This window comes from Streptomyces sp. NPDC101776, from assembly GCF_044766845.1.
In the GTDB taxonomy this organism is placed as follows: Bacteria; Actinomycetota; Actinomycetes; order Streptomycetales; family Streptomycetaceae; genus Streptomyces.
Map to the genome: position 1 here is coordinate 39,468 of NZ_JBIWMV010000015.1, position 25,417 is coordinate 64,884.

At 70.8% G+C, this 25,417-nt stretch carries 21 protein-coding genes; 7 read left to right on the forward strand and 14 right to left on the reverse strand.

Annotated elements, in window-relative coordinates:
- The first annotated feature begins 63 nt into the window (after positions 1-63).
- Both ACIRRY_RS35165 and ACIRRY_RS35170 read left to right on the forward strand, forming a co-directional pair.
- Positions 64-1,608, forward strand: a complete 1,545-nt coding sequence (locus ACIRRY_RS35165) for an alpha/beta hydrolase (RefSeq protein ID WP_403980964.1) — start codon at positions 64-66, stop codon at positions 1,606-1,608.
- Positions 1,609-1,745: 137 nt separating this feature from the next.
- The gene (locus ACIRRY_RS35170) at positions 1,746-3,305 is read left to right on the forward strand and encodes an alpha/beta hydrolase (RefSeq protein WP_403980966.1); all 1,560 of its coding nucleotides are present in this window, start codon (positions 1,746-1,748) and stop codon (positions 3,303-3,305) included.
- A gap of 98 nt (positions 3,306-3,403) precedes the next feature.
- Here ACIRRY_RS35170 and moeZ read toward each other — a convergent pair whose 3' ends face one another.
- The 13 genes from moeZ to ACIRRY_RS35235 all read right to left on the reverse strand — a co-directional run bounded on the left by moeZ (position 3,404) and on the right by ACIRRY_RS35235 (position 19,694).
- Positions 3,404-4,582 (reverse strand): adenylyltransferase/sulfurtransferase MoeZ, encoded by a 1,179-nt coding sequence (moeZ, locus tag ACIRRY_RS35175; protein WP_403980969.1) that lies wholly within the window; start codon positions 4,580-4,582, stop codon positions 3,404-3,406.
- Between the two features lie 63 nt (positions 4,583-4,645).
- Entirely contained in the window at positions 4,646-5,395 is a 750-nt protein-coding gene (locus tag ACIRRY_RS35180; protein ID WP_403980972.1) for a spherulation-specific family 4 protein, read from the reverse strand.
- The gene (locus ACIRRY_RS35185) at positions 5,383-6,342 is read right to left on the reverse strand and encodes an NAD-dependent epimerase/dehydratase family protein (RefSeq protein ID WP_403980975.1); all 960 of its coding nucleotides are present in this window, start codon (positions 6,340-6,342) and stop codon (positions 5,383-5,385) included. Before ACIRRY_RS35185 ends, ACIRRY_RS35180 begins: the two co-directional genes overlap by 13 nt.
- A 143-nt stretch (positions 6,343-6,485) precedes the next feature.
- A complete protein-coding gene (locus ACIRRY_RS35190; RefSeq protein ID WP_403981473.1) occupies positions 6,486-7,739 on the reverse strand; it encodes a hypothetical protein in 1,254 nt (417 codons plus the stop codon).
- A gap of 398 nt (positions 7,740-8,137) precedes the next feature.
- The gene (locus tag ACIRRY_RS35195) at positions 8,138-10,084 is read right to left on the reverse strand and encodes a DUF3492 domain-containing protein (protein WP_403980977.1); all 1,947 of its coding nucleotides are present in this window, start codon (positions 10,082-10,084) and stop codon (positions 8,138-8,140) included.
- Between the two features lie 245 nt (positions 10,085-10,329).
- The gene (locus ACIRRY_RS35200) at positions 10,330-11,955 is read right to left on the reverse strand and encodes a dipeptide ABC transporter ATP-binding protein (protein WP_403980979.1); all 1,626 of its coding nucleotides are present in this window, start codon (positions 11,953-11,955) and stop codon (positions 10,330-10,332) included.
- Positions 11,952-12,950, reverse strand: coding sequence for an ABC transporter permease (locus ACIRRY_RS35205; RefSeq protein ID WP_403980982.1), 999 nt, complete (start codon positions 12,948-12,950; stop codon positions 11,952-11,954). Before ACIRRY_RS35205 ends, ACIRRY_RS35200 begins: the two co-directional genes overlap by 4 nt.
- The gene (locus tag ACIRRY_RS35210; protein WP_403980984.1) at positions 12,947-14,101 is read right to left on the reverse strand and encodes an ABC transporter permease; all 1,155 of its coding nucleotides are present in this window, start codon (positions 14,099-14,101) and stop codon (positions 12,947-12,949) included. The genes ACIRRY_RS35205 and ACIRRY_RS35210 overlap by 4 nt, the downstream gene beginning before the upstream one ends.
- Before the next feature lie 4 nt (positions 14,102-14,105).
- On the reverse strand, positions 14,106-15,824 hold the full coding sequence (locus tag ACIRRY_RS35215) for an ABC transporter substrate-binding protein (protein ID WP_403980987.1): 1,719 nt from the start codon (positions 15,822-15,824) through the stop codon (positions 14,106-14,108).
- A gap of 193 nt (positions 15,825-16,017) precedes the next feature.
- Positions 16,018-16,110, reverse strand: a complete 93-nt coding sequence (locus ACIRRY_RS35220) for an Ms4533A family Cys-rich leader peptide (RefSeq protein WP_403980989.1) — start codon at positions 16,108-16,110, stop codon at positions 16,018-16,020.
- Positions 16,111-16,166: 56 nt separating this feature from the next.
- Entirely contained in the window at positions 16,167-17,816 is a 1,650-nt protein-coding gene (locus ACIRRY_RS35225; protein ID WP_403980992.1) for a DUF3152 domain-containing protein, read from the reverse strand.
- A 440-nt stretch (positions 17,817-18,256) separates the two neighbouring features.
- Positions 18,257-18,391 carry a hypothetical protein gene (locus ACIRRY_RS35230; RefSeq protein WP_403980995.1) on the reverse strand — a complete coding sequence of 45 codons (135 nt, stop codon included), beginning with the start codon at positions 18,389-18,391 and terminating at the stop codon, positions 18,257-18,259.
- Positions 18,392-18,503: 112 nt separating this feature from the next.
- Positions 18,504-19,694 (reverse strand): alpha/beta fold hydrolase, encoded by a 1,191-nt coding sequence (locus ACIRRY_RS35235; RefSeq protein WP_403980998.1) that lies wholly within the window; start codon positions 19,692-19,694, stop codon positions 18,504-18,506.
- Between the two features lie 249 nt (positions 19,695-19,943).
- Between ACIRRY_RS35235 and ACIRRY_RS35240 the strand changes: the two genes are divergently transcribed.
- From ACIRRY_RS35240 to ACIRRY_RS35255, 4 genes are all read left to right on the forward strand, one after another.
- Complete coding sequence (locus tag ACIRRY_RS35240; RefSeq protein WP_403981001.1) at positions 19,944-20,147, forward strand: hypothetical protein; 204 nt, start codon at positions 19,944-19,946, stop codon at positions 20,145-20,147.
- 249 nt (positions 20,148-20,396) lie between these two features.
- Positions 20,397-21,041 carry a TetR/AcrR family transcriptional regulator gene (locus tag ACIRRY_RS35245; RefSeq protein WP_403981003.1) on the forward strand — a complete coding sequence of 215 codons (645 nt, stop codon included), beginning with the start codon at positions 20,397-20,399 and terminating at the stop codon, positions 21,039-21,041.
- 145 nt (positions 21,042-21,186) lie between these two features.
- The gene (locus tag ACIRRY_RS35250; protein ID WP_019072095.1) at positions 21,187-21,414 is read left to right on the forward strand and encodes a DUF3107 domain-containing protein; all 228 of its coding nucleotides are present in this window, start codon (positions 21,187-21,189) and stop codon (positions 21,412-21,414) included.
- 239 nt (positions 21,415-21,653) lie between these two features.
- Complete coding sequence (locus ACIRRY_RS35255; RefSeq protein WP_403981005.1) at positions 21,654-21,923, forward strand: hypothetical protein; 270 nt, start codon at positions 21,654-21,656, stop codon at positions 21,921-21,923.
- A gap of 9 nt (positions 21,924-21,932) precedes the next feature.
- Here ACIRRY_RS35255 and ACIRRY_RS35260 read toward each other — a convergent pair whose 3' ends face one another.
- Complete coding sequence (locus ACIRRY_RS35260) at positions 21,933-22,670, reverse strand: ferritin-like fold-containing protein (protein WP_403981007.1); 738 nt, start codon at positions 22,668-22,670, stop codon at positions 21,933-21,935.
- 481 nt (positions 22,671-23,151) lie between these two features.
- On the opposite strand from ACIRRY_RS35260, the gene ACIRRY_RS35265 reads away from it, so the two are divergent.
- Positions 23,152-25,417: DEAD/DEAH box helicase (locus tag ACIRRY_RS35265; protein ID WP_403981010.1), on the forward strand; the 2,266-nt coding region annotated here is incomplete at its 3' end.

Genomic DNA, 25,417 nt, shown 5'->3' on the forward strand with positions numbered 1-25,417 from the left:
CGTGCGTACCTCGTACGGCCCGCGCCCCGAGCGCACCGCCGCATGCGACCCCAGGATGGGACCATGCCGAACCCCTCCCGGCTGCGTGCCGCTGCCCTGACCGCCACCGTCGTCCTGTTGTCCGTCACGCTGGCGGGCTGCGGCGGCGACTCCAAGGACGAGGATCCGACGGCCCAGAAGCTGAGTTGGAAGGACTGTCCGGCCCCGTCCGAGTCGGAGGGCGGCGGCGCTGCGCCGTCAGCGCTGCCGAACGGCGACAAGTGGCAGTGCGCCACCATGAAGGCGCCGCTCGACTGGAACAAGCCCAAGGGCGACACGATCGGGCTCGCCTTGGTGCGCGCGAAGGCCAGCGGCGCCGCGAGCAAGCGGATCGGCTCGCTCGTCTTCAACTTCGGCGGCCCGGGCGGCTCGGGCGTCACCACGCTGCCCGCGTTCGGCGAGGACTACGCGACCTTGCGCACCCGCTACGACCTGGTGAGCTTCGACCCGCGTGGAGTGGGCCGCAGTGCCGGCATCGAGTGCGAGAGCGGCTCCCAGCTCGACCAGTACTTCCAGCAGGACGCGACCCCGGACGACACGGCCGAGCGCGCCAAGCTCCTGGCCAACACCAAGCAGTTCAACGCGGCCTGCGAGAAGCACTCCAAGAAGATGCTCCCCCAGGTGCGCACCACCGACGCCGCTCGCGACATGGACCTGATGCGCCAGGTCCTCGGCGACGACAAGCTGCACTACTTCGGCATCTCCTACGGCACCGAACTGGGCGGTGTCTACGCCCACTTGTTCCCGAAGCACGTGGGGCGTGCCGTCTTCGACGCGGTCGTCGATCCCACGCAGAACTCCGAACAGGGCTCCCTGGGACAGGCCAAGGGCTTCCAGCTCGCGCTCGACAACTTCGCCGACGACTGCACGTCGAAGACCACGGACTGTCCGCTCGGCGACACCGCGCAGGACGTCAAGGACCGCATCGCCAAGCTGCTCAAGGACCTCGACGGCAAGCCGATCCCGGGCATCTTCCCCCGCCAGTTGACCCAGACCGCCGCGACCAACGGCATCGCGCAGGCGCTGTACTCCAAGGACTTCTGGGAGTACCTCACCGAGGGCCTCGAACAGGCGTACAGCGGTGACGGCAAGGTGCTCATGGCGCTGTCCGACTCGATGAACGGGCGCAGCGAGAACGGCGAGTACAGCAACATCACCGCGGCGAACGTCGCCATCAACTGCGCCGACGACAAGCCCCGGTACACCGCCGCCTACGTGGAGCGGAAGCTGCCCGAGTTCCGGGCCGCCTCTCCCCTGTTCGGCGACTTCCTGGCCTGGGGCATGGTCAGCTGCACCGACTGGGCCGTGCCGGGGGCCGCCGACCATCCCGATGTGAGCGCGGCCGGTTCGGCGCCGATCCTCGTCGTGGGCAACACCGGCGACCCGGCCACTCCGTACGAGGGCGCGCGGAAGATGGTGGACGCGCTGGGCAAGGGCGTCGCGGTCGAGCTGACGTACAAGGGTCAGGGACACGGGGCGTACGACAGCAAGAACAAGTGCGTGCAGAGCGCGGTGAACGGCTATCTGCTGAACGGGAAAGTCCCGGCGGCCGGCACCGTCTGTTCCTGAGCCCATCCCGGAAATCCTGGCAAAACCGCAGGTCAAAAGGTTATCCACAGGCCGTCACGGGCTCGGCTCGTGCCGCCTACTATGGCCTGACCGCCATCCGCGGCGTGACGCGGACGGCCTGCGAGGGGGGAATGCGCATGGCGCGATTCGTACGGTGGACGGCCCTGATGGCCGCCGCCGCACTGCTGACGGCCGGCTGTAGCAGCGGCTCGTCCGACGACGGCAAGGACGGCGCGGGCGCGGGGGACGCCAAGCCGTCCGCAACCGACTCGTCCGCTACGTCCACCACGGCCGCGCTGCCCGCGTCGCTGACCGCGCAGAAGCTGGACTGGGGGCGCTGCAAGGCCACCGCCGACTCGGCCGCGCCGAGCAGCGACTGGCAGTGCGCGACGCTGAAGGTGCCGCTGGACTGGGCGAAGCCGGACGGCTCCACGATCGGGCTCGCCCTGATCCGCTCCAAGTCGACGGGCGGCGAGCGCATCGGCTCGCTGCTGTTCAACTTCGGCGGCCCCGGCGGCTCGGGCGTGGACTACATGCCGGCGTACGCCACCGCAGTGTCCGCGCTGCACGAGCGCTACGACCTGGTGAGCTGGGATCCGCGCGGGGTCGGGGCCAGCGAGGGTGTCCGCTGCCGGAGCGACAAGGCGATCCAGGCCTCAGAGGACGTGGACGCCACACCGGACACACCGGCCGAGGAGAAGGCGTACTTCCAGGACGCGACCGACTTCGGCAAGGGCTGCGAGAAGGCCGCCGGAAAGCTGATGGCGCATGTGTCGACGACCGACACGGCCCGCGACATGGACCTGATGCGCCAGGTCCTGGGCGACACGAAGATGCACTACTTCGGCATCTCGTACGGCACTGAACTCGGCGGTGTCTACGCCCACTTGTTCCCGAAGCAGGTGGGACGGCTGATCCTGGACGCGGTCGTCGACCCGAGCGCCGACTCGGTGGGCCACGCCCTGAACCAGACGCGGGGTTTCCAGCGCGCGCTGGACGACTATCTCAAGTCGACGGGACAGCAACCGGCACAGGGTTCGAAGAAGATCGCGGCTCTGCTGAAGCAGATCGACGCCGAGCCACTGGCCACTTCGACGGGGCGGAAGCTGACCCAGACGCTCGCGCTGACCGGCATCGTCCTCCCGCTGTACAGCAAGGAAAGCTGGCCCACCCTGACCAGCGCCCTGAACTCCGCGGAGGAGGGCGACGGTTCGGAGCTGCTGGCGCTCGCCGACGGCTACAACGACCGTGACAGCGCGGGGCACTACGGCACGACGACCCATTCCCAACGGGTCATATCGTGCTTGGACGACAAGCAGCGACCGACGCCCGAGCAGACGCAGAAGCAGCTGCCCGAGTTCGAGAAGATCTCGCCCGTGTTCGGCGACTTCCTGGGCTGGGACACGGCCGGGTGGTGCCACGACTGGCCGGTGGCCGGGCAGTACGACACCCCGGAGGTCAGCGCGCCCGGTGCGGCGCCGATCCTGGTGGTCGGCAACACCGGGGACCCGGCGACGCCGTACGAGGGCGCGCGGAAGATGGTGGACGAGCTGGGCAAGGGCGTCGGCGTGGAGCTCACCTGGAAGGGCGAGGGACACGGGGCGTACGGGAGTGGGAGCGACTGTGTCGACTCGACGGTGGACGCGTATCTGCTGAAGGGGACGGTGCCGAAGGACGGCAAGGTCTGCGCCTCCTAGCCCGCACGCCCGCCCGGACCGCTGTCCGAACTTCCGGCCGGGCGGCGGAAAGGGGCCCGGCACCTGTGGTGCCGAGCCCCTCCCGGGAAAGCGTGGGTCTAGTAGACCGGCTTGTCGGGCTCGATCTGGTTGACCCAGCCGATCACGCCGCCGCCGACGTGGACCGCGTCCGCGAACCCGGCCGACTTGAGGACGGCAAGGACCTCCGCGCTGCGGACACCCGTCTTGCAGTGCAGGACGATCTTCTTGTCCTGCGGGAGCGTCGCCAGGGCGGTGCCCATGAGGAACTCATTCTTGGGGATCAGCTTGGCGCCGGGGATCGAGACGATCTCGTACTCGTTGACCTCGCGGACGTCGATGATCTCGATGTTCTCGCCGTCGTCGATCCACTCCTTGAGCTGCTTGGGAGTGATCGTCGAGCCGGCGGCCGCCTGCTGGGCCTCCTCGGAGACGACGCCGCAGAAGGCCTCGTAGTCGATGAGCTCGGTGACGGTCGGGTTCTCGCCGCAGACCGCGCAGTTGGGGTCCTTGCGGACCTTGACCTGGCGGTACTGCATCTCCAGGGCGTCGTAGATCATCAGGCGGCCGACGAGCGGGTCGCCGATGCCGGTGAGGACCTTGATCGCCTCGGTGACCTGGATGGAGCCGATGGACGCGCACAGCACGCCCAGGACGCCGCCCTCGGCGCAGGAGGGGACCATGCCGGGGGGCGGGGGCTCCGGGTAGAGGCAGCGGTAGCAGGGGCCGTGCTCGGACCAGAAGACGGAGGCCTGGCCGTCGAAGCGGTAGATCGAACCCCACACGTACGGCTTGTTCAGCAGTACGGCGGCGTCGTTGACCAGGTAGCGGGTCGCGAAGTTGTCCGTGCCGTCGACGATCAGGTCGTACTGGCTGAAGATGTCCATCACGTTCTCGGCCTCGAGCCGCTCTTCGTGAAGGATCACGTTCACGTACGGGTTGATGCCCAGTACGGAGTCGCGCGCCGACTGGGCCTTGGAGCGGCCGATGTCGGCCTGGCTGTGGATGATCTGGCGCTGCAGGTTCGACTCGTCGACCTCGTCGAACTCCACGATGCCGAGCGTGCCCACGCCCGCCGCGGCCAGGTACATCAGCGCCGGCGAACCCAGACCGCCGGCGCCCACACAGAGCACCTTGGCGTTCTTCAGCCGCTTCTGCCCGTCCATGCCCACGTCGGGGATGATCAGGTGGCGGGAGTACCTGCGGACCTCGTCTACGGTGAGCTCGGCAGCCGGCTCGACCAGGGGTGGCAGCGACACGGGGACTCCGTTGGTCGGTCAATCACTACAGTTGTTCTCCCCGTAACAGTGCCACGCCCTTCTTCATTCCGAGACACCCGTTCCGACCCGCGAGACGATCTCGTCCCAGTACCCGGGCATCGTCTCCCAGGGGTCGGTGCGGCCACCGTGATCGGTGCGGTCCGTGAAGTAGATGGTCGACGCGCCCTGCCAGCGGGCGATGCGCAGCGCCTCGTCGAGATGGCCGCGCGGGACGCCGTGCACGAAGTGGCAGAAGCGTTCGGGCGGATGGTCGGCGGTCCACTCGGCGACCTGCGACCAGCGGTAGTCGCTCCAGGAGCCGGAGAAGGTCACCAACTGGTCGGCGTACTCGGCGTATCCGGGGTGCGGGTGGGTGCCGTGTCCCAGGACGATGTGGGCGCCGTCGCTGATCTCGCGGAGCGTGGTGACCGTGCGGCGGACCTCGGGGAGCGCGGTGCGTTCGGTGGGGCAGCGGTCCAGGAGGAAGCCGTCGACGCGGTACCAGTCGAGGTAGCGGTGCGCCTCGGAGATCAGGTCGCCGAAGGCGCGGGCGCCGTGGGTGGCGTCGAGATGGCCCAGGACCCGGACGCCCGTGTTGCGGAGCCGCCCGGCCGCCTCCAGACAGTGCGGGTCGGGACGGGTCCCCGGGCCGGAGGAGACGTTGAGGACGACCCAGTGCAAGGGGGTGCCGGGGCGGGTGAGTTCGCCCCATTCGGTGGGGGCGACGAGGGGGTGCGCGTAGCCGGGGATGCCGAAGCCGGTGCGGACGCCGGTGCTCGCGGTGCCCGGGGTCGTGCTGGTCAGATGCGGCACGCCGCCTCCATCCAGATGTCGGCGAGGGACTCTTCGAGGTTGATCCGGGGACGCCAGCCCAGCCGGTCGCGCGCGGTGCGCACATCGGCCTGCTGCCAGCTTCCGCAGCCGTCCGGGTACGGGTACGCGACCGGGGCCGCGTGGTCGGGGTCGGTGCGGGGGTGGCCGATGGCGGCCCGCAGCGGGCCGGGCGGGGCGTCGAGTTCGTGCAGGGCACCGCCGTATCCGGCGACGCGGGCGAGGACGGCGGCGGCGTCGCGCAGCCGGACCGCGCGGCCCGAGCCGATGTTGATGACGCCCTGCGCGGCGGAGAGCGAGGCCGCGTGGACGGCGCGGGCCACGTCCCGTACGTCGACGAAGTCGCGTTGCGCGCCCAGGCCGCCGAGCTTGAGTTCGCCGTCGCCGGACTGCATGGCCCGGCGCATGGCCTCGGCGAGCCGGCCGAGCGGGGAACCGGCGGGGGTGCCCGGTCCGGCCGGTGAGAAGACGCGCAGCACTACGGCGTCGAGGCCGGAGCCCAGGACCAGTTCGGTGGCGGCGAGTTTGCTGACGCCGTACGGGCCGCCGGGTCGGGGTACGGCGTCCTCGGCCGTGGAGGAACCGGACTGGCTGGGGCCGTACTCGGCGCCGCACCCGATCTGCACCAGCCGGGCGCCGCAGCCGCTGCGGCGCAGGGCCTCGCAGACGGTCGCGACGGCGACGGTGTTGTGCCGGGTGAGTTCGCGGGCGCCGCCTCTGGTGGCACCCGCGCAGTTGATGACGACCCCGGGGTGGACGGCGTCCAGGAAGCGGGTGAGTGCGCCGGGGCTGCCGGACGCGAGGTCGAAGCGGACGTCCGCGTCGTCGCCGCGGCCGAGCGCGGTGAGCTGGACGGCCGGGTCGGCGAGCAGGCGGTCGGCGACGAAGCGACCGAGGTAGCCGTTGGCTCCGATCAGCAGGACCCTCATCGGACGGCTCCCGGGGCCGACTCTCCGGATCGGGAGGTGATCATCTGGTGTTCTCCTTCACAAGGTGATGCGGTTGCCTCCGGCGGTGGGGCCGGGCGCCTGCGACTGGGTGACGCGTCTGATCGGTGCAGGTCATGGCGGTGTCACCGCGGCTCGTTCGCCGGCGCGTGCGCGGAGGCTCTGGTCAGCGTGCGGGTGGTGTGGAACAGGAGGGTCAGGGCGGCCGCTCCGCAGGCCAGGGCCGGGATGCCGCCCGGGCCCCAGGACTCCAGGACGGCTTCGACGGGGCCGGCCAGGAAGCCGCAGCCGGGGAGCCGGCCGGTGAGGTCCAGAGACAGGGCCGTCGCTTCCGTCGCGGCCGCCGTGCCGAGCGCGAGGGTCGGGGCGTGGGTGAAGCCGTGGACGGTGAGGAGGCGGGCGAGCAGCAACAGGGCGCCCAGGGTGATGCCCTGGGCGTACGCGGCGGGCTCGCCCAGGGCCGCGCCGCAGAGGGCGAGGAGGGCGGTCAGCGCACACACGAACAAGGCGAACGTGCCGAGCAGCAGCGGTCGTACGGAGTCGGCGAAGTCCGCCAGGCCGCGGCTGGTCGCGAGCTTGCGGCGGGCGCGTACGGCGAAGTGGTGGGCGCACCAGGCTGCGGGGGCGCAGGCCAGGGTGAGGGCCAGGACCGGTGCGGTGGCCGTGGACCAGGGTCCGCCCGCGAGGCCGGTCGGCAGGGCGTCGAGGCCGCCGCCGTCCGCGGCGCGGAGCAGTCCGTCGCCGAGGAGGGCGTAGCTCAGCAGCCAGTACGTCCAGAGGCGGGTGCCCGGGGGTGTGCGCCACGCGTGCGTGCCGGGCGGGTTGCTCAGCGGGCCGCGACGGAGGGCGACGCGCACGCCGAGCGCGACGGCGAGCACACCGACGACGACCACCGTCAGCCGCAGCCGACCTTCCGTGAGCCGCACACCGGTGACGGTCGCGGCGCCCAGGACTCCGGGCAGGAGGGCGAGTACGGCCCAGCGGGCGCGGGGCGCCGGTTCCGTCACGGCGTCGGAGGGCGGGGCCGCCGCGTCGTCGCGGGGCACGCGCGCGTACATCTCCTCGGCGAGCGAGAACACGTCCCGGTGCCGGAATCGCCCGGCGGTCCGATCGGTGACACCGTGCGCCTCCAACCCCGCCGCGATCTCCAACGGGTCGACGGCCCGCTCGCACAGCTCACGGTGACGGTGCATCAGCGCCTTCACGGGGTCGGCGGCACCGCGCCGGGCGGGGGTGGGCCGGGTGGCGCCCGTTTTGCCGTCGGTTGCGCGGGAGGTCTGTCCGGGTGCCGTACGGGCGCGTGACTGCTCGGCGTCGGCTACGGGACGGCTGTCAGGGCGGCTGTCGGGGCGGGCGGCGTGCGGGGCGGGGGCCGCGATGACACGGGCGTCGTAGTCGTAGGTGTCCTGGTCGGCGACCGGCGGGTGCTCGGCGTGGTCGACGGGGGCAGGGGCGGTATCGGTGCGTTGGCCTGCTGCCGGGCGGTGCTTGTCGCGAGCCGCGGCAACACGGACATAGGCGGGGTCCTGGCCGACAGCCGGCAACTCCTCGTCACGGACGGTCTCGACACGGGCATCGCTGGTGCCCTGGCCCGCAGCCGGGCGCAACACCTCGTCGGCCACCGCGACGCCGGTGTCGCCGGCCTCCGGAACACCCGCCGCCCCCCGCTCACCCGCCCGCTCCAGCTCCCCCCGCCCTCCGAGCAACTCCTCCGACCGCGCGTCCCACGCCCCCGCGCCGCCGGGTGTTGCGGGGCGGTCGAGTTCGCCGAGGCCGCTCATCGGGCTGTCTCCGTCGTCGGCACGGGAGTGGTGGCGCGTACCGGGGATCCTGTCGCCCAGGTGGGGCCACCGCGTGCCACGACGCGGGCCATGGGGCCGGTCCAGCGGCCGCGGACGTGGGACTCGGCTGGGGCCGCGAAGGGGAGGGGTTCGCCTGCCTCGTTCAGGACGACCCGGTGTACCGGGGAGTGCGAGACGACCTCCAGGTAAATGCCGTGAAATGCCGCGATGTTCTGCTCGACGGTGAACAGTTCGAGTGCGCGGGCGCGCGCGGCGGCGCCCAGGCGCTCACGGCGCTCGGGGTCGCGCAACAGGCTCACGCACGCTTCGGCGAGCGCCCGCGGATTGCGCGGGGGCACGACGAGCCCCGTACCGCCGATGACCTCGACCACCGCGCCGACGTCCGTGGACACGGTCGCCCGGCCGCAGAACATGGCCTCGACGAGGTTGAGCGGGAAGCCCTCGACAACACTGGAGAGGACGATCACCGTGCCGGCCGCGTACGCCTCGGCGAGCGTGGGGGCCTCGGGGCCGCCGATCTCCTCGAAGGCCACCGGGTTGTCGCCGACCGCGTGCACACCCTCGGCCTCGTCGGGAAAGAGCTGCGCGGCGAGCGCCCGGCAGTGCCCCAGGTAGGCCGCCCCCTCGGCGCCGGAGGCCGCGCCGACGATCCGCAGGCGTGCCTTGGGCTCCTCCTTGCGGATCTCCGCGAAGGCGTGCAGCAGGGAGATCAGGTCCTTCGCCGGTTCGATACGGCCGACCCACACCAGCGTGTCCGGGTCCGCGCCGTCGGGCGCCTCGCCCACCTCCGCGAAGCGGGACGCCTCCATGCCGGGGTGGACCGTGCGGAGCTTCGTACGGTCGGCGCCGCAGCGTTCCTGCCAGCGGCGGGTGTGGCTGTTGCCGGGCGTGATCAGCGCGGCCCGCCGGTAGATCTCGGCGGCCAGCCTGCCGTGGAAGGCGGCGAGCAGGGCCCGTACGGCGGGCGGCGCGTCCGCCGAGGCCAGGTAGTGCGTCCGCAACTGCACGCCGTACTCGGTCACCAGCAGCGGTACGCCCGCGAAGTGCTGGGCGAGCAGCCCCGGCAGGGCCGCGGTGCCGCCGGCCGTCGCGTGGCAGAGGTCCACGGAGCCGAGGGCGTCGTCCTCGTACCAGTCGAGCGAGAGGGGGCGCAGGGCGCGTTCCAAGTGCGCGGCGACGGCGAGGAGTTCGGGTACGCGCGCCTCGCGTGCCGTACGGAGTGCGCCCGGCGCACGACAAGCGCTTTCCAGCGCACGTACGGCGCGTTCGGAGCGCAGTGCGCCTACGAGTCCGCCCTCGTCGCGGGCGAGTTCCGCGAGCCCGTACAACGCGTTGGCGAAACGGTCCGCCACATCGGCGGAGCCCGCCCCGGGGAGAACAGAAGGCCCTGCGGGCAGGGGCTCCGACAAATCCGCGAGCGACGCGAAATCGGCCGACTGCGACACGGCCGCGCCGGACACCCCCGCGCCGGGCACGGCCGACTCGACCGACTCGGCCACAGCAGATGCGGGCACAGCGGATTCGGACACGGTCGACTCGGACGGGGCCGACCCCGACACGCGAGACACCGGCCCAGAAACAGGACCACGAACAGGAACAGGAACAGGCACCGACGCCATCCCGTGCGCATCCCCCGCGCACAAAACCGCCGCCAACTCCTCGTAGCACTCGCCGAAGCGCCGGCGCGCACGGCGCCCGAGGGTCACCCCGTCGTCGTCGGCGCTCCACAGCGGAGCGGTACGCACCCGGCCCACCTGGGACGGCAGTTCGACCCAGCCCCCGCTCTCCTGGTGCTCGCTGCGGCTGAGCGCGTAGATGTCGAACTCGTGCTGCCCGAGCCCGCGTACGAGCCGGTCGCACCAGAGTCTGGCGTCACCGCTCACATACGGATAGCCACCCTCCGTAAGCAGTCCTATGCGCACGGGTACACCCCCGATCTCCCATATGGGGAGCCGCCGTTGACCCGGCGGCTCGCAGCGGGACGAACGTATGCGGACAAGGCGGTGGCGCGACGGACGGTTGTCCATCGCGCCACCAAAAGGGGTGAACGGTCGTAACTTTCCCGTGCGGTTCGCGTTCGCTCGCGCTAAGGGATCACTACGGGATCATCAGGAGACCCTCTACGAGATCTCTACGGGACCCTGGGGGGCAGATCGTTCAACGATCCTCAGGCCGTCGTCAACTCCCGCCGTGCCGCCCTGCGCTGGGCCGCCACCTCCGGATCGAGGGCCGGTACGGCGGCCAGGAGCTGCTTCGTGTACGGGTCCTTCGGAGAGTCGTACACCTCGTCGGCGGGGCCTTGTTCAACGATCCTCCCGCGTCGCATCACCGCGACCCGGTCACTGACCTGGCGTACGACGGCGAGGTCGTGGGCGACGAACACGAGCGCGAGACCGAGTTCGCGCTGGAGTTCGCCGAGCAGGGCGACGACCTGGGCCTGTGTGGTGACGTCGAGCGCGGAGACCGGCTCGTCGCACACGATCACGCGCGGGTCGGCCGCGAGCGCCCGCGCGATGCCCACGCGTTGGCGCTGCCCGCCGCTGAACTCGTGCGGGTAGCGGTCGTAGTGCGCCCCTTCGAGCCCCACGCGCTCCAGGAGTTCGCGTACGCGCCCCCGGATGCGCTGCTCGTCGCGCTCGCCACGCGCGCGGAGCGGGTCGGCGATCGAATCGCCCACGCTGCGGCGGGGGTTGAGGGAGGAGACGGGGTCCTGGAACACCATCTGGACGTCGGGGCGGACGCCGCCGCCGGGCTTGATCTCGCCGACCGTCGGCTTCAGCAGCCCGACCAGCATCCGGCCCAGTGTCGTCTTGCCGCTGCCGCTCTCGCCCACGATCCCGAGGGTCTCGCCCCGGTGGATCGTCAGCGACACGTCGTCCACGGCCGCGAACGCCCGCTTCCCGCGCCCGAATTCGCGCCGCAGGCCCGTGGCCTCCAGGACGACCTCCTGGGCCGCCGAGGACGCCTCTGAGGGCGCGCGCGGCGCGTCCACGCGTGGGACCGCGCCGAGCAGATCCCGGGTGTACGGCTCGGTCGGCGCCCCGAGGACGGTGCCCACCGGGCCGTGCTCGACGGCCCGCCCGTGCCGCATGACCAGGATCTCGTCGACGCTCTCGGCGGCGACGCCCACGTCGTGCGTGACGAGCAGCAGCCCCAGGCCGGTCTCCTCGCGCAGCGTGTGCAGCAGGTCGAGGATCTGCGCCTGGACGGTGACGTCGAGTGCGGTCGTCGGCTCGTCGGCGATCAGCAGGTCCGGCTCGCACGCCAACGCCATGGCGATCAGGGCGCGTTGGCGCATACCGCCGCTGAACTCGTGCGGGCGCGAACGGGATCGCCGTACCGCGTCCGGGATTCCGACCCGGTCCAGTACGTCGACGGCACGCGCGCGTGCGGCCCGACGCGACACGCGCGTGTGCACGCGATAGACCTCGGCTATCTGGTCGCCGATCGCGTAGTACGGGTCCAGGGACGACAGCGGGTCCTGGAAGACCATCGCGGCCTTGCCGCCGCGCAACAGCCGCAGGTCCGCGTCGGACGCCTCCTGTACGTCGATGCCGGCCACGCGTACCGAGCCGCCGACGTCGGCGCCCGTGCCGCGGTGCAGTCCCAACAGGGCGGAGGCGACTGTGGACTTGCCCGAGCCCGACTCGCCGACCAGGCCGAGCGCGGCGCCCCTCTCCAGCCGGAACGAGAGGCCGTCGACGGCACGCAGCGATCCGAACCCGACCGTCAGGTCGGTCACTTCCACCAAGACGTCCACCGAGCCGACCTCGGAGCTGTCCACCGAACTCATGCGAGCACCACCCGTCGGTCGGCCACCGCGTACAGCACGTCCGCGACGGCGTTGGCGATGACTACGAAGAAGCCGATGACGAGGACCATGCCGACGACCACCGGCAGGTCCACGACATTGACGGCATGGACGAGTTCCTGTCCGATGCCGGGCAGCCCGAAGAGCGTCTCGGTGAGCACCGCGCCGCCGATCGCCGAGCCGACGTTGTTGGCGTTGAGCGCGATGATCGGCGCGAACGCCCCGCGCAGCGCGTGCCGCCCGATGATCGACCGTTCACCGACGCCGTACGCGCGGAAGGTGCGGATGTGGTCCTCGGCGAGGGTCTCCAGCATCGACGCCCGGGTGAGCCGGGCGAACGCGGCGGCCTCGATGAGGGCCAGCGAGAGCCAGGGCAAGAGCAGGTTCCAGGCCCACTGTTCGGGGTCTTCGGTGAGGCCGACATACTGCGGGAAGGGCAGCAGTTGGAGCTGCCCGCAGACGACGATCATCAGCACCAGGCCGATCACGAACACCGGGGTGGCGACGCCCGCGAGGGTGATGCCGGTCAGCAGGCGCTCGGTGAACCGGCCGCGCCGCCACGCCGACAGGACGCCCGTGCCGACGCCGAGGATCAGCCACAGCACCATCGCGCCGACCACGAGCGACAGACTGACCGGCAGCTTCGTCAGGATCAGCTGGGTGACCTGCTGGTCGCCCTGGTACGACAGCCCGAGGCAGGGCGCCGAGCAGTGCTCCACGGAGGTACCCGTCGAGTAGTCCTGGCCGACGAGGATGCCCTGGAGGAAGTGCCAGTAGCGCAGGTACAGCGGGTCGTCGAGCCTCAACTGCTGGGCCACCTGGTGCACTTGCTCCGGGGAGCAGCGCGGGCCGCAACTGATCTGGGCGACGTTGCCGGGGGTGACGAAGAAGACGACGTAGACGATCACCGAGATGGCGAGCAGGGTGATCACGGTGCCGACCGCGCGGCGCAGGACGAATCCTCCGAAGCCGCTCATGAAGTGGCCTCCTTGGAACTCGTGCTCTTAGTAGTCGTGCTCTTAGTAGTCGTGCTGTTGGTAGTCGTGCTCTCCGTAGTGGTGCCCTTGCCGCTCACGCCCTTGGTTCCCGCACCCTTGGTTCCTGCACCCTTGGTCCCTGCACCCTTGGTCCCTGCGTCCGTCTTCGCTTCCCGCTTGCGGCCGGTGCCGATGCGCAGGCGGGAGGCCGCGCGCGGGTCGAGGGCCGTGCGGATGCCGTCGCCCAGGACGGTCAGCGCCAGGACGGTGACGAAGAGGGCGCCGGCGGGCAGCAGCAGGTACTGCGGGGCGGCCTGGTACCAGACGTCGGCGGCGGTGAGCATCTGCCCCCAGGAGGGCGTCGGCGGCTTCACGCCGACGCCGAGGAAGGACAGGGCGGCTTCGGTACTGATGTTGATCGGTACGAGGAGTGCCGCGTACGTGATGACGGGCGCGGCCAGTCCTGGCAGCAGTTCGCGGCGGGCGATGCGCCAGGTGCCCCAGCCGCTGAGCCGGGCGGCGGAGACGTAGTCGAGTTCCTTGAGGGTGAGCGTCTGGGCGCGCACGATCTTCGCGGTGTTGCCCCAGGCGATGAGTCCGATGACGAGTGCGACGAGCAGAGGGCGCGGGAAGCTGCTGGGCACGATCGCGAGCAGCGCCAACGACATGATCATCAACGGCATCGCCACGATGATGTCGGTGATCCGGCTCAACAGTTGATCAACCCATCGGCTGCCGAGCCCGGCGGCGACTCCGACGACGACTCCGAAGGTGACCTGTACGACGGTCGCCCCCAGGGCGACGCCGAGCGAGACCCGGGCGCCGTAGGCAAGACGCGCGAACAGGTCGCGGCCGGTCTGCGGTTCGACGCCGAGCCAGTGGTCGCCGCTGATGCCCCCGAGGGAACCGGTCGGCACGCCTCCGCGCGCGGAGTCGATCAGCGAGGGGTGGTAGGTGAACGGGTCCTGGCCCTCGATCGCGGTGAGCAGCGGCGCGCCGAGCGCGACCAGGACGAGCAGGGCGACGACGGCCGCCGCGACGAGGGCGGCGCGCTGCGCTCGCAGCCGCCGCCAGAACTGACGGGCCCCCGAGCCCGCCGGGACGGAGAGGTCCGTCCCGGCGGCCTGGGAGGCGACAAGTGCCTCGCTCATGGGGTTACTTGACCGCGACCTGGGAGATGTCCAGGACGCCGGTCCAGTCGCTGATCACGACGTTCTTGATGTCCTTGCCGACCAGTCGCTTGTAGACGGGGTGGAACAGCGGCACGGTCAGGGCCTGCGCGCCGATCTTCTTGTCCAGTGCACCCCACCGCTTGGCGGCCTCGTCAAGATTCGTCAACTTGTTGATCGAATCAATCTCGGCATTGACCGACTCATCATTGAGCAGGCCGGTGTTGAAGTTCGCGCCGTCCTTGACGATCTGGCGGCCGTCGAAGATCGGGGCGAGGAAGGGACCGCCGGAGGGCCAGTCGGCACCCCAGTGGGCGAGGAAGAAGCCGGGCTCGGTCTTGACGTTGTGGATCTTGTCCGAGTAGTCGTTGCTCTCCAGGCCCTGGAGCTTCACGGTGATGCCGGCCTTCTTGAGCGCGTCCTGGATCGCGGTCGCGATCTCCGGGCTGGTCTCGAAGTCCTTGTCGTTGGAGTGCGTCAGGGTGACGGTGATCCCCTTCGGGTAACCGGCCTCCGTGAGCAGTTCCTTGGCCTTGGCAGCGTTGCCGGACGCGCCCGCCGGGAAGAGGTCGTAGGGGTCGTACCCGAAGGACTTCTGGTTCGGCAGGAAGGTGGTCGCGGCCTCGGCGAGCGACGACCCGCCCGCCGCGTTGACCACCGACGAACGGTCGACGGCGTACGAGATCGCCTGCCGCACCTTGGCGTTGTTGAACGGCGCGACCGTGGGGTTGAACGCGATGTAGTTCGTGTAACCGAAGTGCCCGGTGCCGACGCGTGCCGCGAGTTCCTTGTCGCCGGTGACCTTGGCGAGCTCGGCGGGACCGAGGTTGGTGTCGGTCGTGACGGCGGCGGCGTCCGCCCCCTGGGACGACGACAGCCGCTGGTTGATCACGGAGGAGTCGAGCCCCGACTTCACGTCGATCTTGTCCGGGTAGGCCTTGCGCTCGGCGTCCGTGGCCGTGGACCAGTACTTGTTGCGCTCCAGGAGGAGCGTCTCACCGTCGTTCTGGTTGCTGACGACCTTGTACGGCCCCGAGGAGATCGGGTGCTGCTCGTACTTCGTCCCCGTGTCCTTCGCCTTCGGGACGGGCGTGAACTGCGTCTGCGTGGCGAGGTAGGGGAACTCGCCCTCGGGCTTGTTGAGATGGAAGACGATCGTCAGGCTGTCGGGCGTCTCGATCGCGGAGAGCCCCTTCTTGTCCTTGTACGGCCCCTGGTAGTCGGCCGCGCCGACCAGCCAGTCCCTCAAGTAGGGCGCGCCGCCGGAGAGTTCGGGGGCGAAGGAGCGCTCGATGCCGTACTTGATGTCGGCCGAGGTGATCGCGGTGCCGTCCTCGTACTTGAGGCCCTTCTTCAGGGTGTACGTCCACACGGTCGCGTCCTTGTTGGGGCGCCCGGTGTCGGTGGCGAGGTCCGGGACGACCTTGGCGCCGGCCGCGCCGTTCTCACGGTTGCGAGTGGTAAGGGTGCGGAAGACGAGGGAGGGGACGTTGCCGCCGCCGGAGGTGTACAGGCGCGCCGGGTCGAAGTCCTCCTGGGGGTTGGAGTTCAGGACCGTGAGCGTGCCGCCCTTGCGCGGCGTGGAGTCGCCGCCGGAGCCCTTGGCATCGTTGTCCTTCGGCCCGCAGGCGGCGGCGCCCGCCGCCACGGCCAGGCTGACGGATGCCACGGCCACGCGCCGGGCTATGACGGACGGTTGACGCATCGGAATGACGACCTCTCGGGGGGGATGTTCGGGAATTCTCATGGGGTTTCCCGAATATTGAGACGGATGGACGAGGAGTGAGACGGAAATGAACAGGCGTCTGCCCCGGCGTCAGGTCGTCGGAAATGCCCTGCCGTGGTCAACGGTCAAGGGCGAGGTGGTGCGGTCGCGACACGGACGCCAGGGGCGGTGTTCAGCGACAGAGGATGTCGGCCACGCAGAGCGGGGTCACGCCAATGAGCGCCAGCTCGAAGGCGGCGCGATGCGCGACATGACTAGACCACATGCCCAAAAATATGAAGGAAGCAGCGGCTCGTGTCAATGTGACATAAGCGTCGCCTGTCAACTGCCCGGGTACGGCCAGGGGTTCGCCAGGCAGTGGATCCCGTCGTGGTCGAGGAACTTGGTCTGCTGCTGCATGACCGGGGCCAACTCGCCGTCCTTGTCGCAGGTGACGTGCCCGTAGCCGAGACGATGACCGACCTCATGGTTGATCAACATCTCTCTGTACGCGTACATCTTGTCCCCATATGTTGACGACCCCTGCGCCCATCGATACGCATTGATCAACACACGTTCCGTGGACGCCGAGTCGCACGACACGTTGTCCTCGGTGGTGTCGAGCCCGGACTTGGCGCACCACTTGGCCGTAGTACCAGGGCTCGCGAGAGTGATCACGAAGTCCGGTTTTCCCGAGTAGACGCGCTCGAAGGTACGGGCCCCGTTGTGGGCCCAACTCCGTTTGTCGTTCAGCGTCTTCTGCACGGCCTGCGCGAAAAGCGTGCCGTCGAGCCCGAGCCCCTGTTCGACGTCCACGCGGTACGTGTACTTGCGCCCCTTGCCGGGCGCCTTGTCGACACCGGGCACCGCGTCGAACTTGTCCGGCCCCGTGAGCTTGGCGCTGAGCGGGTACTTCTTGTCCATCTTCTGCGCGTACGTCAGGGTCGCCACGCGCGGCGAAGCGGAGGCGCTGGGCTGCGGCGCGGAGGCGGAACTCCGCACATCGCGCGCCCGGTCGGTGGCCGCCTGCGACTGCGCGCCGCTCTTGTCACCGTCCTTCACGACCTGCCCGGCCACGATGACGGCCAGCACGGTGGTGACGGCGGCGGCCGCGATGCCGGTGTACGTCCGCCCCTTGCGACCCTTGACGGGGGTGCCGTCGGGGCGGGCAGGGCCCGTGTCACCGCCGCCGGTGTCGCTCTCGGAGCCCTCTGTGGTCTCGGTCCAGTCGGTGACGGAGGCGTACGGGTCGGAGGGGTGCGTCGCGACACTTGTACGGGTCGCGAAGACGTCGTCACCGTCGACATCCGCCCCGAAGGCGTCGACGTAATCCTGCCGGGGCCCACGACCACCCTGCCCACGCCGCCGAGAACCGCCCTGAGGGGCCTGCCGCTGCCGGGGTATGGGAAGCCCCGGCCTCGAACCGTCCGGCATACCGGCAACGGGGGTTTGGGGCACGCCGGACGCGCCGGGTGTACCGGGCCCGCTGTGCGCCCCACGCGGCTGACCGCGCCCGGCCCCGGCCCGCCCTCTCAACTCCCCCCAGCCACCGCCGGATTCGGGCTGCTCGGGGTGCCCGGCGTGGGTACGGGAGGTGCCGTGAGCCGGGGTCCCGTCGGGGAGACGCGGGACACCGCGCGCGGGAGTGCCATCGGGCAGCGTCGGAAACCCGTGGGCCGGGGTGCCGTCAGCCAACCTGGGAAACCCGTGAGCCGGCGTGCCGTCCGGAAGCCGGGGAACTCCGTGAGCCGGAGTACCGCCCGCGAAACCCTGCGCACCCTGCCCAGGCGTGCCATTCGGCGAACGCGGGACCCCGCGCGCGGGAGTGCCGTCAGGGGGACGTGAGCCTCCATCCGCAGAAGCGCCGCCGAAGAAACGCGGCAACCCGTGAGCGGGGGTCCCATCGGCTAGGCGCGGCCCACCTTGAGCGGGCGACTGCCCCTGGAAGCGCGGTACTCCGTGACTCGGGGTCCCATCAGGAAGACGCGGCACTCCATGAGCCGGAGTCCCGTCCGCAGAACGCGGCGCACCCTGCGCGGACGGCGGCCCCTGGAAGCGCGGTACGCCGTGAACCGGAGTCCCGTCCGGAAGACGCGGCCCCCGTTGAGCAGGCGCCACTCCCTGGAAACCCGGTACGCCTTGCGCCGGGGTCCCACCCTCAAAACCCGGTACGCCCTGCGCCGACGGCGGCCCCTGGAAACCCGGCACACCCTGCGCCGGAGTCCCATCAGGACGCGCCCCCCATTGAGCAGGCCCCGTACCCCGTACCCGAGGAACTCCCCGCGCAGGCGTGCCATCGACCAGTCCCGGCATCCCGTGGGCCGGCGTCCCGTCCGGCAGGCGCGACGTGCCGTACCCCGAATTCCCGGCCCCCGAAGGCTGTTGTCGGCCAGGGATCACCCCAGGTCCAGGTACAGCCCCGGACCTCTGCCCTACCCCTCCACCGGCACCCGCGTCAGACCCCGTACGCCGCCCAACCCCTCCAGGGACAGGCCCATGCCCAGGCTCAGGACGACTCCCTTGCTCCCTCTGAGACCCCGCCCCTTGCGCGTCTCGGCGGCGGGCATCCCGGGAATCCCGAGCACCCCGCTCGCCCTTCCCCTCCGCCCCTGCGCCCACATCCGCGGAGTCACCCTTCGCAGAGGACCTACGGCGACTATGGCGTCCCACGCCGCCCCCTCAGCTCCCCGCGTTCGTATCGTCGACCTTGCCATCGCCTCCGGCACCGGACACGGACCCGTCCGCTCCCGCGCCGCCGGCATCACTCACCGTACTCACCGAACCGCCGCCCCGGGACCCTCGCGCACCGCTCACGCCACCTCGACCGAAACCGTCCGTCTCCGCGCGACGCCCCCGCACCGCACCGGCACCCGAATCCGCACCGGTACCGGCCCCCGCCGTCTGAGGATCCCCCAACTCCCCCACATCCGCGAGAAGTTCACGGAACGCCGCCCCCACCGTCTCCGGGTACTCCATCATCGCGACATGCCCCGCGTCCGGCAGGGACAGCAGGCGGGAGTCGCGGAAGGTGCGGGCGGCCCGCTGGGCCATGCGGTAGCCGACGAGTTGGTCCCGGCCGCCGTAGATGAGGAGGGTCGGGGCGAGGACGCGTTCGGCCTGGCGCCAGAGGCCGTGTTGGCCGCCCAGGGTGTACGCGTTGACGATGCCACGGGAGGAACGGGCCATCGCGTCCCAGAAATAGGGGAGTTGGAGCCGTCGCTCCAGCTCCTCGACCGCGTAGCGGAACGCCTCCGGTGTCACCTGGCCCGGATCGCCGTAACAGAGGCCAAGGACCCCGCGGACGCGCTGCTCGGCCGTCCAGTCCCTGCTGATGCGGGTGAACAGGGCCGCGATCCCCGGAACGCCCAGCAGCGCCGTCGGCATCGCCGAGCGCTGGACGCGGATCTCCGGCAGGGCCGGGGACACCAGCGTGAGTGTGCGGACGAGGTCCGGGCGCACCGCGGCCACCCGGGTCGTGACCGCGCCGCCCAGCGAGTTCCCGAAGAGGTGCACCGGGCCGCGCTCGGCCGCGTCGAGGTAACGGATGACCGCGCGCGCGTGCCCGGTGACGGAGTAGTCGCCGTCGTCCGGTGGCGGCGAGTCGCCGAAGCCCGGCAGGTCCAGGGCCTCGCTGTCGACCAGCCCGTCCAACTCGGCCATGAGCTGCGACCAGTTCTGCGAGGAACCGCCGAGCCCGTGGACGTACAACGCGGGCGGCAGTCCCTCGCGCACCGCCGCTCTCGACCGCACCGTCAGGGTGATCCCCGGCAGCCCGACCGACCTGAGCCGCTCCCCCTCGCCGACCCTGACGGGTGCCACCTTGGGGAGCACGCTGGCGGCCGTCACGGAAGGCAGCTCTGTCGAAGACATGCGGCAATGTTACGAGACGATCACGCAGTGGCTCGTGTGTTCGCCGTCACAAGCCGTTCGCCGTCACCACCGAAGCCACACACCACCGAAGCCACACACCACCAAAGCCGCACGCCACCAATGCCGCACGCCACCGAAGCCGCACGCCACCGAAGCCACCGAAGCCACCGACCCTCGCAGCCGTACGACGTCCGCCATGGCACCCCTGCCCGGTGTCTCCTAGGCTCGTAGACAGGAAGGGAGCCCGCCATGACCGTCGACCCAAGCGATCCCGCGACGTTCGAGGACGAGAGCGACGCCCCGTTCGACACCGAAGCCCCCGAGGACGACGCCCCCGAACAACCGACCGACGTCGACCCGGGCAAGGCCAACGAGGCCGACGTCGCGGAACAGGCCCGCGTAGTCGCCCTCGACGAAGACGACTACAGACGACAGACAACAGATGACGAATGACGGCTGACAGACGACTGTCAGTGACACCTGGCGAGCCTCTTCAGTAAGAAGAAGCCACTTACCTCGGGCCTCCCCGACTTCCCCCAACAAGCTCCCCCAGCCTCTACATCCCCTTCTAGGGGCATTCGCACCGCTTTCACCATCGTCCGGTACGTGAAATTCTGCGCTCGCACCGCGCACACCACGGTTACCGAAAAGTACGATGGCGGCGCGGCGCTCACCGCATGAGGACGACATTTGGGAGGCGGCGTGACAGCCATCGAGCAGACAGAGGCGGCGCGCCCGCGGGGCACCCGCCTGCCGCGCCGTGCCCGACGGAACCAGTTGCTGGGCGCCGCCCAGGAGGTCTTCGTCGCGCAGGGCTACCACGCGGCCGCGATGGACGACATCGCCGAGCGCGCCGGCGTCAGCAAGCCGGTGCTCTACCAGCACTTCCCGGGCAAGCTCGACCTCTACCTCGCCCTCCTCGACCAGCATTGCGAATCGCTGATCCTGGCCGTGCGGACCGCGCTCGCGTCGACGTCGGACAACAAGCAGCGCGTCCGGGCGACCATGGACGCGTACTTCGCCTACGTGGAGGACGACGGCGGCGCCTTCCGGCTGGTCTTCGAGTCGGACCTGACGAACGAGCCCGCCGTGCGCGAGCGCGTCGACAAGGTGACGAACGAGTGCGCCGAGGCGATCTGCGAGGTCATCGCCGAGGACACCGGCCTGTCGCGGGCCGAGTCGATGCTGCTGGCCTCGGGTCTGGGCGGTCTCGCGCAGGTGGTCGCCCGCTCCTGGCTGCACAGCGACCGCAGCGTCCCGCGCGACCAGGCGGTCCAGTTGCTGGCCTCGCTGGCGTGGCGCGGCATCGCCGGTTTCCCGCTGCACGGAAGCGAACAGCACCACTGACCGCCGGCGCTCCCCTATTTGTTCCCGTCCGCTGTTCGCTCCTGGCGTTCTCGGCGCGGAACATCTACGTCCCCTCACCGGGCTAGTGTGTGCTGCGTACGGCGCGGAAGATCGCGCACTTTGCTGAGCGTCGGAGGGACACAGCGTGGAGGTCAAGATCGGCGTGCTGCACACGCCTCGCGAGATCGTTCTGGAGACCGGTCAGAGCGCCGAGGAGGTCGAGCAGGCCGTGGCCGAGGCGCTCACCGGGAAGGCGCCCCTGCTGAGCCTCGTGGACGAGCACGGCCGCAAGGTCCTCGTCCCCGCCGACCGGCTCGCCTATGTCGAGCTCGGCGAGGCGGCCCCGCGCAAGGTGGGCTTCGGAGCGCTGTAGTCGCGAACGGACGAGGGGCCCGGTGACCGTCAAGGTCACCGGGCCCCTCGCGTTTCCACCACTGCTCCCACCACTGCTCACTCCACCGCACCCACCGTTGCGCCCACCGCTGTGCTCATCAGAATTTTCACCACAGATGGAGCACAAGTCACCCACAGGTGAGGATTGCATTCCGCAGGTCACGGGTATGACCGGCTACGACCGCAGAACGCACGCCGACCGTGGGAGGGACCCCCGTGATGATCCTGGAAGCGCTCGGCTCCGCCGTGCTGGGTCTGCTGCTCGCCTGGGCGGCCACCCACCGGCTCGCGCACCGTCTGCCGACCCGCTCCCTGGTGTTCTCGACAGCCGTCGCCGGAGCTCTTTTCGGTGACTTCGTCACCCACAGCGCGCTGGGCCCCGGCAGTGGTCTGGCGAGCCTGCTCGGCGCGGCGGTCGTCTCGGCGGCCTCGCTGTCGCTGCTCCTTCGACCGACGCGACGACTCGGGGGACGGTCCGCCCCCGCGTAACTCGCGTAACTAGGCGGCGAGCCCCAGCGCCGCCATCCGCTTGGTGTGCGCCTCGGTGATCCGGGAGAACATCCGGCCCACCTCCGCGAGGTCGAAGCCGTCCGCCACACCACCCACGAGCATCGTCGACAGCGCGTCCCGATCGGCGACCACCCGCTGCGACTGCGACAGCGCCTCCCCCATCAACCGCCGTGCCCACAGGGCGAGTCGGCCCCCCACACGCGGGTCCGCGTCGATCGCCGCGCGTACTTTTTCCACGGCGAAACTGGCGTGCCCGGTGTCGTCCAGCACGCCCAGCACGAGCGAGCGGGAGTCCCCGTCGAGGCGGGCGGCGACCTCGCGGTAGAAGTCGCTGGCGATCGAGTCGCCGACGTACGCCTTGACGAGCCCTTCCAGCCAGTCCGAGGGTGCCGTCTGCTTGTGGAAGCCGTCGAGCGCGGCGACGAACGGCTGCATCGCCGCGGTCGGCTCGGCGCCGATCTCCGTGAGCCGGTCCCTGAGCTGCTCGAAGTGGTGGAACTCGGCCGACGCCATCTTCGCCAACTCCGCCTTGTCCGCGAGCGTCGGCGCCAGCTTCGCGTCCTCCGCGAGCCGTTCGAAGGCCGCCAGCTCGCCGTACGCGAGGGCGCCGAGCAGGTCCACGACCGCGTTGCGGTACTGCGGGTCGACGGAGGCCGTGGCCCAGTCCTGGGCGGCGACTCCGGTGGGTTCGGCGGGTGCGTCGGAGGCGTTGTCAGCGGTCGTCATGAAGCGCACAATAGCCCGCTCACCGCACGGCGGAAGTCCCTGGTCAATCACTGTGACGACGACTACGTGACCAAATCGGCCAACGCATGTGCACGATTCCGGGGTATGGTGGTAATGCGCCCGCCGAATATTCGCCGGGCCGCACGAATGAGGATGCCCGGTCGGTGGCCCGATCGGCTCCGACCCGACAGCCCTCCTCGCCCGTACGGCACGTTGCGTACGGAGTTCGGAGGGGGACCCTCAGCGGTTCGAGCGCTAGAGCGTCGGCAGTGGTCCCGTGCAGTACGGCTTGCCCTCGCGGGTTGTCCGTAAGGCAGCCGACGTCCCCCGGCACGGTCCTGACACGACCCCCGCGCTCGCCTCGCACCGCGCACACAGAAGAGGCAGCACCCTGACTACTTTCCGAGAGCTCGGAATCCTTCCCGAGACCGCTGAGGCCCTTGAGGCCGTCGGTATCGTCTCCCCCTTCCCGATCCAGGAGATGACGCTCCCCGTCGCCCTTTCCGGCACGGACGTCATCGGCCAGGCCAAGACCGGCACCGGCAAGACGCTGGGCTTCGGCCTCCCCCTCCTGGAGCGCGTGACCGTCCCCGCCGACGTCGAGGCCGGCCGCGCCAAGCCCGAGCAGCTGACCGACGCCCCGCAGGCGCTCGTCGTCGTTCCCACCCGCGAGCTGTGCACGCAGGTCACCAACGACCTGCTGACCGCGGGCAAGGTGCGTAACGTCCGCGTCCTCGCCATCTACGGCGGCCGGGCCTACGAGCCGCAGGTCGAGGCGCTCCGCAAGGGCGTCGACGTCGTCGTCGGCACTCCGGGCCGACTGCTGGACCTCGCGGGCCAGAAGAAGCTCGACCTCAAGCACATCCGGTCCCTCGTCCTGGACGAGGCCGACGAGATGCTCGACCTGGGCTTCCTGCCCGACGTCGAGAAGATCATCAACTTCCTGCCGGCCCGCCGTCAGACGATGCTGTTCTCGGCGACCATGCCGGGCGCGGTCATCGGTCTCGCGCGCCGCTACATGACGCAGCCCACGCACATCCGCGCCACCTCGCCGGACGACGAGGGCGCGACGGTCGCGAACACCGCGCAGTTCGTCTACCGCGCGCACAACATGGACAAGCCCGAGCTCGTCGCCCGCATCCTGCAGGCCGAGGGCCGCGGCCTGGTCATGGTCTTCTGCCGTACGAAGCGCACGGCGGCCGACCTCGCCGACCAGCTCCAGCAGCGCGGTTTCGCCTCCGGCGCGGTCCACGGCGACCTCGGCCAGGGCGCGCGCGAGCAGGCGCTGCGCGCGTTCCGCAACGGCAAGGTCGACGTGCTCGTCTGCACCGACGTCGCCGCCCGCGGTATCGACGTCGAGGGCGTCACGCACGTCATCAACTACCAGTCCCCCGAGGACGAGAAGACCTACCTGCACCGCATCGGCCGCACGGGCCGCGCGGGCGCCAAGGGCATCGCGGTCACCCTCGTCGACTGGGACGACATCCCGCGCTGGCAGCTCATCAACAAGGCGCTGGACCTCGGCTTCCCGAACCCGCCGGAGACGTACTCCACCTCCCCGCACTTCTTCGAGGAGATGAACATCCCCGCGGGCACCAAGGGTGTCCTGCCCCGCTCGGAGCGCACGCGCGCCGGGCTGGCCGCGGAGGAGGTCGAGGACCTCGGTGAGACCGGCGGTCGTGGCGGCCCCCGTGGCCGCGGCGGTCGCGACGGCGCCCGGGGTGGTCGGGACAGCGGCCGAGGCGGACGTGACGCCGGCCGGGACACCCGTACCCGGGACGAGTCCCGTTCCGGTGCCGGTGCCGGTGCCGGTCCCGTCGACGCCGAGCGCCCGGCGCGCACCCCGCGCCGCCGCCGTCGTACCCGCAACGGCGCCCCGATGGAAGGCACTTCGGCCGCTACGGCCGTGACGTCGTCCACTCCGGAGGAGACCGCGCTGGCCCCCTCCGAGGAGAGCGCGGGCCGCACCCCGCGCCGTCGTCGCCGCCGCAACGGAGCGACGGGAGAGCAGCAGCTGCCGGCCACGGCAGTCACCGCCGAGCCCGTGTCCGAGGTCGCGGAGAGCGCCGTGGTCACAGCGGAGGGTCCGGCCCTGGACGCCCCGACGGCATCGCGTCGTCGGCGTACGCGGAAGTCGGCGGAGCCGGCGGTCGCCGTGGCCGAGGCCGAGATCGTGACTCCGGTGGCCGAGGCCGCCGCGGTCGTGACCCCGGTGTCCGAGACTCCGGTCGAGGAGACCAGGCCGCGCCGCCGGACCCGTAAGGCCGCGCAGGCCGTACAGGTCGCGGAGCCGGCCGAGGCTGTAACCGAAACCGCCGCCGTGGCAGCGGTCGACACGGCCGAGGCCGTCGAGGCCAAGCCGCGTCGGACCCGGGCGCGGAAGACCGCGGCTCCGGCCGAAGCGGTCGAGGTCGTCGAGACGGTCGAGGCCGTCGAAGTGACGGCGCCGCGCCGCCGCACCCGCAAGGCCGTCGCCGAGATCCCCGCGCAGGTGGTCGAGGAGCAGACCGCCGAGGTCACGCCCCGGCGCCGTGCCCGCAAGGTCGCGGAGCCGGTGGAGCTCGCGGAGACGCCGGTCGTCGCGGAGACCAAGCCGCGCAGGACCCGGAAGACCGCGGCTCCGGCCGAGGTCGTCGCCGTGGACACCGCCGAGGTCGTCGCCGTGGACACCGCCGAGGTCGTCGAGGCGAAGCCGCGCCGTACCCGTAAGGCAGCGGTTCCCGCCGCCGAGGTCGTCGTCGACACGG

Bases quoted from the DNA above. Each gene is read 5' to 3' on its own strand.
- ACIRRY_RS35165 (WP_403980964.1), top strand. From the start codon at position 64: ATGCCGAACCCCTCCCGGCTGCGTGCCGCTGCCCTGACCGCCACCGTC.
- ACIRRY_RS35170 (WP_403980966.1), top strand. From the start codon at position 1,746: ATGGCGCGATTCGTACGGTGGACGGCCCTGATGGCCGCCGCCGCACTG.
- ACIRRY_RS35185 (WP_403980975.1), bottom strand. From the start codon at position 6,342: ATGAGGGTCCTGCTGATCGGAGCCAACGGCTACCTCGGTCGCTTCGTC.
- ACIRRY_RS35200 (WP_403980979.1), bottom strand. From the start codon at position 11,955: ATGAGTTCGGTGGACAGCTCCGAGGTCGGCTCGGTGGACGTCTTGGTG.
- ACIRRY_RS35205 (WP_403980982.1), bottom strand. From the start codon at position 12,950: ATGAGCGGCTTCGGAGGATTCGTCCTGCGCCGCGCGGTCGGCACCGTG.
- ACIRRY_RS35210 (WP_403980984.1), bottom strand. From the start codon at position 14,101: ATGAGCGAGGCACTTGTCGCCTCCCAGGCCGCCGGGACGGACCTCTCC.
- ACIRRY_RS35215 (WP_403980987.1), bottom strand. From the start codon at position 15,824: ATGCGTCAACCGTCCGTCATAGCCCGGCGCGTGGCCGTGGCATCCGTC.
- ACIRRY_RS35220 (WP_403980989.1), bottom strand. From the start codon at position 16,110: ATGTGGTCTAGTCATGTCGCGCATCGCGCCGCCTTCGAGCTGGCGCTC.
- ACIRRY_RS35230 (WP_403980995.1), bottom strand. From the start codon at position 18,391: ATGCCCGCCGCCGAGACGCGCAAGGGGCGGGGTCTCAGAGGGAGCAAG.
- ACIRRY_RS35235 (WP_403980998.1), bottom strand. From the start codon at position 19,694: ATGTCTTCGACAGAGCTGCCTTCCGTGACGGCCGCCAGCGTGCTCCCC.
- ACIRRY_RS35240 (WP_403981001.1), top strand. From the start codon at position 19,944: ATGACCGTCGACCCAAGCGATCCCGCGACGTTCGAGGACGAGAGCGAC.
- ACIRRY_RS35255 (WP_403981005.1), top strand. From the start codon at position 21,654: ATGATCCTGGAAGCGCTCGGCTCCGCCGTGCTGGGTCTGCTGCTCGCC.
- ACIRRY_RS35260 (WP_403981007.1), bottom strand. From the start codon at position 22,670: ATGACGACCGCTGACAACGCCTCCGACGCACCCGCCGAACCCACCGGA.